The organism is Planctomycetia bacterium (assembly GCA_034440135.1).
Classification (GTDB): Bacteria; Planctomycetota; Planctomycetia; order Pirellulales; family JALHLM01; genus JALHLM01.
The window spans coordinates 1-8,356 of sequence record JAWXBP010000370.1 but is presented as its reverse complement, the minus strand read 5'-3'; the positions used below and the strand labels follow the sequence as shown (position 1 = coordinate 8,356).

At 57.5% G+C, this 8,356-nt stretch carries 8 protein-coding genes and 1 tRNA gene; 4 read left to right on the top strand and 5 right to left on the bottom strand.

Going from position 1 to position 8,356, the window contains the following annotated elements:
* A partial coding sequence (locus SGJ19_22040) for a hypothetical protein (protein MDZ4782939.1) occupies nucleotides 1-352 on the top strand: 352 nt, incomplete at its 5' end.
* Here the strand turns inward: SGJ19_22040 and SGJ19_22035 are convergent.
* The 3 genes from SGJ19_22035 to SGJ19_22025 form a co-directional block, all read right to left on the bottom strand.
* Nucleotides 304-1,578, bottom strand: coding sequence for a hypothetical protein (locus SGJ19_22035; protein MDZ4782938.1), 1,275 nt, complete (start codon nucleotides 1,576-1,578; stop codon nucleotides 304-306). The genes SGJ19_22040 and SGJ19_22035 overlap by 49 nt on opposite strands.
* 289 nt (nucleotides 1,579-1,867) lie before the next feature.
* Nucleotides 1,868-2,209: a hypothetical protein gene (locus SGJ19_22030; GenBank protein ID MDZ4782937.1), complete on the bottom strand. Its 342-nt coding sequence runs from the start codon at nucleotides 2,207-2,209 to the stop codon at nucleotides 1,868-1,870.
* Between the two features lie 109 nt (nucleotides 2,210-2,318).
* Nucleotides 2,319-3,359 carry a S8 family serine peptidase gene (locus SGJ19_22025; protein ID MDZ4782936.1) on the bottom strand — a complete coding sequence of 347 codons (1,041 nt, stop codon included), beginning with the start codon at nucleotides 3,357-3,359 and terminating at the stop codon, nucleotides 2,319-2,321.
* A 1,206-nt stretch (nucleotides 3,360-4,565) separates the two neighbouring features.
* Here SGJ19_22025 and SGJ19_22020 point away from each other — a divergent pair.
* Together SGJ19_22020 and SGJ19_22015 are read left to right on the top strand one after the other, a co-directional pair.
* The gene (locus SGJ19_22020; protein MDZ4782935.1) at nucleotides 4,566-5,516 is read left to right on the top strand and encodes a S8 family serine peptidase; all 951 of its coding nucleotides are present in this window, start codon (nucleotides 4,566-4,568) and stop codon (nucleotides 5,514-5,516) included.
* 123 nt (nucleotides 5,517-5,639) lie between these two features.
* Complete coding sequence (locus SGJ19_22015; protein MDZ4782934.1) at nucleotides 5,640-6,950, top strand: hypothetical protein; 1,311 nt, start codon at nucleotides 5,640-5,642, stop codon at nucleotides 6,948-6,950.
* Between the two features lie 286 nt (nucleotides 6,951-7,236).
* Here SGJ19_22015 and SGJ19_22010 read toward each other — a convergent pair.
* Both SGJ19_22010 and SGJ19_22005 read right to left on the bottom strand, forming a co-directional pair.
* Nucleotides 7,237-7,314: transfer RNA gene (locus SGJ19_22010), tRNA-Ile, on the bottom strand.
* A 319-nt stretch (nucleotides 7,315-7,633) separates the two neighbouring features.
* Nucleotides 7,634-7,933, bottom strand: a complete 300-nt coding sequence (locus SGJ19_22005) for a hypothetical protein (GenBank protein MDZ4782933.1) — start codon at nucleotides 7,931-7,933, stop codon at nucleotides 7,634-7,636.
* 66 nt (nucleotides 7,934-7,999) lie between these two features.
* Between SGJ19_22005 and SGJ19_22000 the strand changes: the two genes are divergently transcribed.
* A complete protein-coding gene (locus SGJ19_22000) occupies nucleotides 8,000-8,230 on the top strand; it encodes a transposase (protein ID MDZ4782932.1) in 231 nt (76 codons plus the stop codon).
* Nucleotides 8,231-8,356: the final 126 nt, after the last annotated feature.

The following is an 8,356-nucleotide window of genomic DNA, read 5'->3' as shown; positions in this document are numbered from 1 at the left end:
GGAGCGGGTCTTGCAGGGGCAATCAGGAACTCTCGGCGCAAAATTCAACGAAAATGGACTGGATGCTTCAGAATGTGGCGTTGAAATTCCTATTCTTCTCAGCGACTCCAGGCTGCTGCCAAGACGAAATTCACGCAGACAGACCTGCGCGCCGTCACTTTTCAAGTTGGCAGCGACTGAAAAATTAGCGAGGTTTCCCGTTTGCCGTAATCCCTCCAGCACCTTCTTCCCAGCATCGCACATGGCCTTTCGACCATTCTTCTCGATCTGGCATGCAGCAATTTCGGCCGTGTTTTTTGCGTCTCAGGCAGCCTTCTTCGCGTTTGCTTCTGCTACGTACGCGGTGTTCTGAGCGGCCTTAGCCAGTTCGCAAAGGGGATCATTGCCGGCCTGGATACACCCGCCGCCCCAGCATCCCCCGAAAGCGCACGCCTTGGGCTTATGAATCAGACAACGGTGGCAGCTGCGCGTATCGTGGCCAGCGTTGAAAGAGCATGACTGACTTCCGTTGCACGTCATGTCGATCGAACAACTGACGCCCTCCGGCCCCGGCATCGGGATTTTTTTATCTGCTTGGAACTTTGCGCTCCCGTCGAAGCTGGCGCACAACTGCGCCTTGGACAACGCGTCGTTAACCGTATGCGCGAGAAGATCCCGCCGCACCGCGATCCACGTTTTGGAGGGGATGCTGGTGAGGCCGAAGGAGTCTTCTACGACACCTTCGATCTGCCCACGAATACCCCCGTAGGTTGCCTCAACGGCCAACAGATTTTGTGGTTTAGGGCCTACTTTGCTTGAGATCTGCAAGATACCAGTCAGCTGGTCACTGGTAATGAGCCAAGCCACCCCGTCCCATTGGGCGTCCACGTCCACGGGCTTGCCGGTGACCGTGACTTTGACGTTGGGATCCTGGTTCTTCGGCTGCAACATCTTCGCCAAGTCAATGGCCTCAGGCGCCACTGATGGCACGCTGTAGCGGGCGAACGGTGCGCGCGTGAGTGCGCCAGTAATGTTGTCGCGATAGCGATTAAGCAACTTGACGATCGGGTCCGCAATCTTCGTCGCGTCGGCGCCGGCAAGCTCGATCTTGTCGACGGCGATGCGTGACACGCCTGGCAGAATGCGCAGCTCGAGCTTCGGTGAGTCCTTCGCGGCCGTCATGGCGCCGCTGATCCCCGTATACATCTCCACCGATCCGGCAATGGTGGGGGTGAGCGCACCCAAGGCGCTTCTGAGCGTTACATCGTCGCCGGCGTCATTGGCGCTGAATGAACGCTTGAACTTTGCTTTGATGATTAGCAACTGCTGATCGCCAGTAACGAAGAGCGCTGTAATGCCCTCCCTGCGCAACGCATTCGTGAAAAGGGTGGCGTTCGCGTCGTCAAAGGCGACGCCCAGGGCCACATTGGGACCTTGCATGTAGGCCAAAGCCTTTGCCGTGCTAGAGATCGCTTGCTGTCGCTGGTGATCGATGTTGATTGGCGGAAAAGCAACGTTGACAGCTTTCGTCACCGCGTTTTCGCAACCGGTCAGTGTGAACGCGAGGCAAGCGCACAGGGCCCAATACAGTCGCTTCATGGTTCCCCCTCCGGAATCGTCAACAACCTCAATAGCGATACCCGCCCGGATCAAGTCATCTAACCTAGCCGTCCACTTAAAGGGCGATGTGTTCCTAGCTGGGAAGTGCGGCAAGCGCGAGGATAGTAGGATAGCTCGTACTGCACAAGCGTCCTGCCCAGCGTCGATAGCCGCGTCGCGGGTACTCTTAGAATCAGCTATCCGACTTTTCGGACGCGCGCCTAACGCCGCCTGCATGGTCTAATGCTTTTAGGGCGCGGCGATGCCAACGCTCATGCCCACTAAATACCTAGACCTGAGAGGCGTGCAAAACTGCATTTGCAGTGTCAGGTGGAAGTGCCGCCAAAGCGCGCTGAGCAAGTTGTTGCGCTCGCTCCTTCCCCTGTTCGGCAATCTTCTTTCCCTCCTCAGCATTGGCCTTTCCTGCAGCTCCGATCTGCGCCCCCAAAATTGCCCCCACCAAAGTGCCCGCAACACTTGTGAAGAGTCCAACTATCGTAGCAATATCGTTGGCAGGCCAACCGACTACTGCGCAAACGATAACAATCGCCGCGGGCACTAACAACCCAACAACAGCGACAATGAGCGCGGCGTTAATGCGCGTGCCATCCACATCCTCGAAGCCTGCCATGATTACCTCCATGAGAGTACATATGGCACTTACCCGATTCCGGGTTTCGGCCTTCACGCAACATCTGCCTCACCTGATCCCCAGATTTCCGGATGCGTAACTTTCGACGTCAAAATCTGCCAAGTTGAATGGCCTTATGAAGGGCGACAATTGCTTCCAAAGCGTTAACTCTAGGAAATTTACGATTCGAGTGTTTTACATTGTCGTCTTCGTCGTCCCCGTCAGTTACCCATACGGACCCGGACCTCAGGATTTCTTGAAGGATCGTGATGGAAGGTAGGCGACCAGTGCGTCGAAGAAAGTACTGCTGGAGCAAGAGGACGATCCCAGTTATTGTCGGCGCCGCTTGGCTCGTACCGTCTTGAACGGAGGTTGCTGTATCGCTTTGCGAACCAGCGGAAGTTGCTGCGCCACCAGCAGAGAAAACGTCGGTGTAGCACTCCGGGCTGGTTTCCCGCGCCAATCGTTGTGAGAACGGAGCAATTTGATCTGCGTGAGTAGAATGCGCAATAGCACCGCTTTGGTAGCTTCGCGAACCAAAGGACGCGTCGTAAACCGCGCCGACCGCGATGACTTGCCGAAAAATTGCGGGAATACTCATTCCCTCAGTCTGAAACTGGAAGTAGCTATTCCCGGCTGCCACAACTACGGGAACATTCATGACTACAAGTTTGTCTAGTACATCATTAAGTTCCACAATTTCAAGCGCAACTTGTGCATCATCAGTTAAGTTGATTCCGGGCGCCCCTACAGACAAATTTACTACCGAAATGCCCAAGCGCTTTGAGTTCGTCACCACCCAATTAAGTGCGTCGACGATTGGTTGGATATTGCTTGCCGGCAATACTTTGAGAGGCACAATATTCGCTCCTGGCGCAATACCGCGTCGCTCATCTGACGTCCCCGCTGCGACTATGCCCGCAACGTTCGTTCCGTGCCCGTTGTGGTCGCTGACATTGTTTGGATCGCCATTATTGTCCGCTGTGAAATTGCGTCCTTCCAAGACTCTACCGATAAAACATTCATGTGAAATACGCAGGCCCGTGTCAAGCACCGCAACAGCTAGGCCCGAACCGTCTACACCAAATTTTTCACGGGCTTCCGGCACACGAAGCAGCACGTCGATCTCTAAATCGAGTGCGATCAGCATGGAATTGTCAAGGTGACGCGGGGGCGTAGGTAATGGAAACGCAATGTCAAGAGGCAAGTTTTCAGCTCCCAATTGAGTTAAATGCGCACAGATGCATCGGTTTTCGTGCACGTCGATAGATCTAGCAGAAATCTCTTTCCGATTACTAGGCTTCCTCTGAAATGACCGCCGGGCTCGCGCCTGAAACCGAGTTAGCGATACCAGCGTTATGCTCGCTGGTATCTTCGCGACTTTGCGCAGGCTAGCATCGACCTCTACAGATGTTACGTGCCGCCTCAGCTGCTGCCAGGCAAACAGGTAGACCGAGGCCAGCGGTATTTGCGATGCACCAAGTTGCGCCTGCGGCTGCCGCGGTGTCGCAGAGAGCCTTACAAATGTCCCCTAATGGATTCCACATGGGTTCAAACTTGGTCTGTGCGTCGAATGCCTCAGCATCTGCGCTCCCTACAATTTGATCGCCTGCCTTGAGTGCGCCTGTCGTCACTAGGCCCGCTGTGATTTTCGTTTGCTCACCGGCGGAAAGTGCGTCCCATTGTTGCTTGTTGACTTTGACGTCTGCCACGATTGCTCCTCTGTGAGTAAAAAAGAGGTTCGCGCTACAATCAATTGTCACCACCCCTTAAAGCGACAATCTTACTTTTGTTTTTTTGAGCATCGCATTGGAAATGAGACGCCCGGTTCGAAAACGATCGCTGCATTTCACATCCAGCTTACCTGAATGCTGTGCTATACAAGTTACATAAATTGTGGAAGAGTTGCAATGTTTTCTAGAATTGCGACGCGCTGATTGGGGTCGGATCGGATTCCACGTCATTCCCGGGGCGTAGCCTTCTTGTCATTGTGAGGATTTGCATAGCTGGCCCATCTTTGCGCAGCAGGCGTACGTTCCCACTTGGTTGAGATCGACTGCACGCTGACAGATTGGAGATGCCAATGGCATTGACTCGAGTAGTGATCTTGAAGCGCCCACAACTTGAGGATGGCCTCGCGCCTTGGGGTGGACGTCCGGCGGCAACTCCGTCGGGGTTGGACGTCGAGACTGCTGAGGTCTCGGCCGCCGACATGCAAGACTTGCCACGCGATCCATCGGTCCAGGACTGGGCAAAGGACCTGCCAGTGCGGCTTATCGATTCAATCCCTGCCGGGATTGCGGCCACGACGCATGGCGGTGCTGGTGGCGAGCCCCCCCGGGGCGGAGGTGGCGACATGCCGACTCCGACATGGGGACTGGAAGCGATTGGCGCGGAACGGGACGGCCCGCACACCGGGCGCGGCGTCAGGATCGCGGTGCTTGACACGGGAATCGACCGGAAACATCCGGCGTTTGCGGGGCTGACGCTCGATATTGATAGGAACGTACGCAACTTCACCAGAGACACCGTGGAGGATACAAACGGACATGGCACGCATTGCGCCGCCACCATCTTCGGTCGCGACGTCGACGGTTATCGGATTGGCGTCGCACGCGGAGTAACCGACGTGCTGATCGGCAAGGTATTGAGTGCGAACGGGGGCGGTTTCGCAGACATCGCCGATGGCTTGTCTTGGGCGTTCGCCGAAGGCGCTCACATAGTCTCGATGTCGCTGGGAATCGACTTTCACAAGCACCTCACCAGACTGCGCGAAAGTTTGCCGCACGCCGAAGCGACGTCGCAGGCGCTGACCGATTATGGCTCGTGCGTCCGCTTATTCGACCGACTGTGCGAACAGCTCGCTGACCTGAACGGCATCTACCGAGGCATGCTCATCATTGCGGCGGCTGGCAACGAAAGCAATCGCCCTGTGTACGCCGTGTCCGTCGCCCCACCTGCTAACGCTTTCGGCGTTGTTTCAGTGGGTGCGATCGGTCGTGTGTCCGTGGAACCGCCCAGCTTGGAGGTGGCACGCTTTTCCAATCGCCTGCCGACGCTCTGTGCGCCAGGCATTGACGTCGTTTCCGCTCGTCTAAAAGGGGGACTGAAGTCGTCAAGTGGAACAAGCATGGCGGCACCGCACGTAGCTGGCGTGGCCGCGCTCTATGCCGAGCAACATGTCGCCGCGGCTCCGAAAAAATTCCATCCGCAGTTGGTTCTCGAAGCTATGCTCAAGGGTGCTACGGCTCTGCCAACACTCGCACGTGAAGACGTCGGGGCTGGATTAGTCCGGGCACCGGAGTAGGCACCAGATTTTGGCGGTTAGACCATGACGGCTAGAACACGCGAACACGATCGCCCTCCGTTACGCGGCAGGGATGCGGCCATCGCGCGGGTGCTGCACGGCGGGGATCACCAACATGTCGGAATGGCGATCGTGCTGGGACCGCGTAGTCTGCTGACCTGCGCTCATGTCATAAATCAGGCATTGGGTTCGGGGGACCGATCCCGACCGGTGCCGCGGAAGCCAGTATTGCTCGAGTTTCCGTTGCTGGAAACGTCGGTACGGCGACTCGCCAATGTCGTTGAGCTACGGTGGTTTCCGTTGGATCCAACGGTTGCGAGCGATGTGGCGGTGCTTGAGCTCGCGAAAAACGAGGACGACATTCCGCCGTCGATCGGTTACGCGTTGTTCGCGGACGTCATCGGTCGCCGGACTGATGGCGATTCGCTTTCCACCTATGGCAGGTACCCAACGCATCCAGCGGGCAAGCGCACACGCGCTCGATTTGTCGGCTCGGCACGGGGCGATCTCGTACAAGTCGACAGCGTCGACGATGAGGGACGCGGAATAGGGCCAGGGTTCAGCGGCGGGGGCGTCTACGACGACCACGAGCAAGCGCTGATTGGCATGGTACAGGGCGGACTCAGCGATCCAGAAGCAGAGCCCCCTCCAAGGCTCACGTTCCCAAAAGCCGCCTTGATGCTATCCACGCCGGCACTAGCGCAGTTCGTCCCCGGCCTTCGCGTTGAACGTCGAAGGCGCCCCGCTTGGTTTTGGCGAGGGTGGAGCTTTCTCGCGCTGGCCCTTCTTGTTATGGACATCGCGCATCATTGGGTAAGCCAGCAAGGAAAAGGAGGCATCTCGGCGCTGGCTCTAGAGAGCATACATGCACAGTTGGCCGCTTTTTGGGGCATGCACCTCCTCGCGGTCCTCGGTCCCATCGTGTTCGCGTTTATGTTTATCTACGCACGCGACTTCTCGTGTAGCCACTGGTCGGAACGTATTCCACCCTTTCCATTTTGGTCGGAACGGTGGCTGGGGGGACCGCGCCCTATGATGAGCACTGTAGTGGTGCTGTTCTTCGTCGTCGTTCCTATCGTCTCCCAGGTGCACTTCCTTTTGAAGTTCCACGGCGAGGGCACCGTTTATGCAAAGGCCGAAGTTTTCGGCCTAGCGCGCCAAGCGAATTGCATTGAGGACTTCTGCCCCAACCCTGGAGCTGACCGTTACCGGTGGCTCCCTGCACCCTCAGGACTGTGGGACGGATACTTCAACGACGCTTATCGTTATGGAGAGCGTCGAGACGGGATTGAGCACGCAACGGTCACGTACTGGCCAGTTCTCACTCCAGTGATCGTGGAGGTGCTCAGCCTGACTGGCCTGTTGATCCTTATCATGTGGCTGCGGATGCTGGTCGCTGCGCCGTGCCCTTCCGTAAGCTTCCCCAAAAAGTAGACAGCAAGAACTGGACTTTTCTGGCGGGCCGGGCAGGGACAGCGTGTAGTAGAACCGCAAGGACGCGAATTTCTCCTTTACCTGGTCGACAGTAAGCGCGTGGACGTCTTCGCCGAGCGCCAATTCGATGGCACTGCAAAGGTCGTCGACGATTACAGACCAGCCGGGTGGGACCCAGGACACGATGGCCGGCGGTTTATTACGAAAGAGAGCAGGGTAACTCTCCACCAGTTTTTGCATGCGATTGCGCTCGCGCTCGATTTCACTCATTCCCATTTTCTTGGATTGGTGGGCACGGCCGGAATCGAACCGGCGACTAAGGCCTTATAAGGGACCCTGCTCTACCTGGCTGAGCTACGCGCCCGATGTACGAAAACGAAAAGGCCCGCGCGAAGCGGGCCTTTCGTCGAAGCTGATGCATGTCAGCGTATTCGGGCGAGCGGCGGCCGCGCGGCTGGGGTGCGCAGCGATATGTTGGGGGCCAAATGGAACTTCATTAAAACGATTCTACTTTGTGGATCGCGCCTGCGTCCAGTTCGTGCGAATGAATTCGCGCGCTTGGACAAAGACTTGACGTTTGATCCGCGATGTCGAGGGGGGAGCAGCGTCCAGCCTTCCACTAATCGTGACAGCGTGAGGATGCAGGCCGGCATTTGTTCGAGCATAGGTCCGGACGCCAGCTGCTAAGCAGACGGCGTCGCGCCAGCCCGCGCTTCGCGAACGCGGACTTTCTTGACTGCGCGCGTCGGCGCCGTTGCCGCCAATTGTTCGACCAAACTGGCCCTTTGCTCAGCGAGGGCCGCACGTTGCTCGGCGGCAGCAATGTCGTGGCGCGCCGCGTCGAGCCTGGCAACGATTTCCGACTTCTCCCGGTCCGACAAGGCGAGGCGGGACAGGAGTTCTTTGAGTTCCTCCTGCGCCCTGATGACCTGATCGTCGCGGTGACGGAGCGATCTCTCGAGATCCGTCACCGCATTGCGCATGACCGTAAGCGTCATCCGGATACCGTCTTGAGCCGGTACTGAGTTGGGGCGAAGATGGTGTCCACCATGAAGATAATGGACACCAAGAAGGCCGCGCCGAGAGTTGGTCCGACGATCGGGTTTCGGGTCAACAAGACCGGACGACGGACCTACACGGCGGAGTATAAGCGCGGTGTGGTCCGGCAATGCAGCGCGCCAGGCGTGTCGGTAGCGGGCATCGCGTTGGCGCTCAACTCTTGCCGAGTTGGCCGGCCGGACTCCGCCAGCGGCCATCAACAACGGAAAGTACTTCTCTGAACGGCAGGTCTCCGGTCACGAAGCCTGCCTTCGCAACCTGCAGTCGTGATTGCGTCGGTAGCTGGATGGACATACAGTATCTCGTCCCGATCACCCGATCCGGACTGCCATGCCTGCCACCGCCGC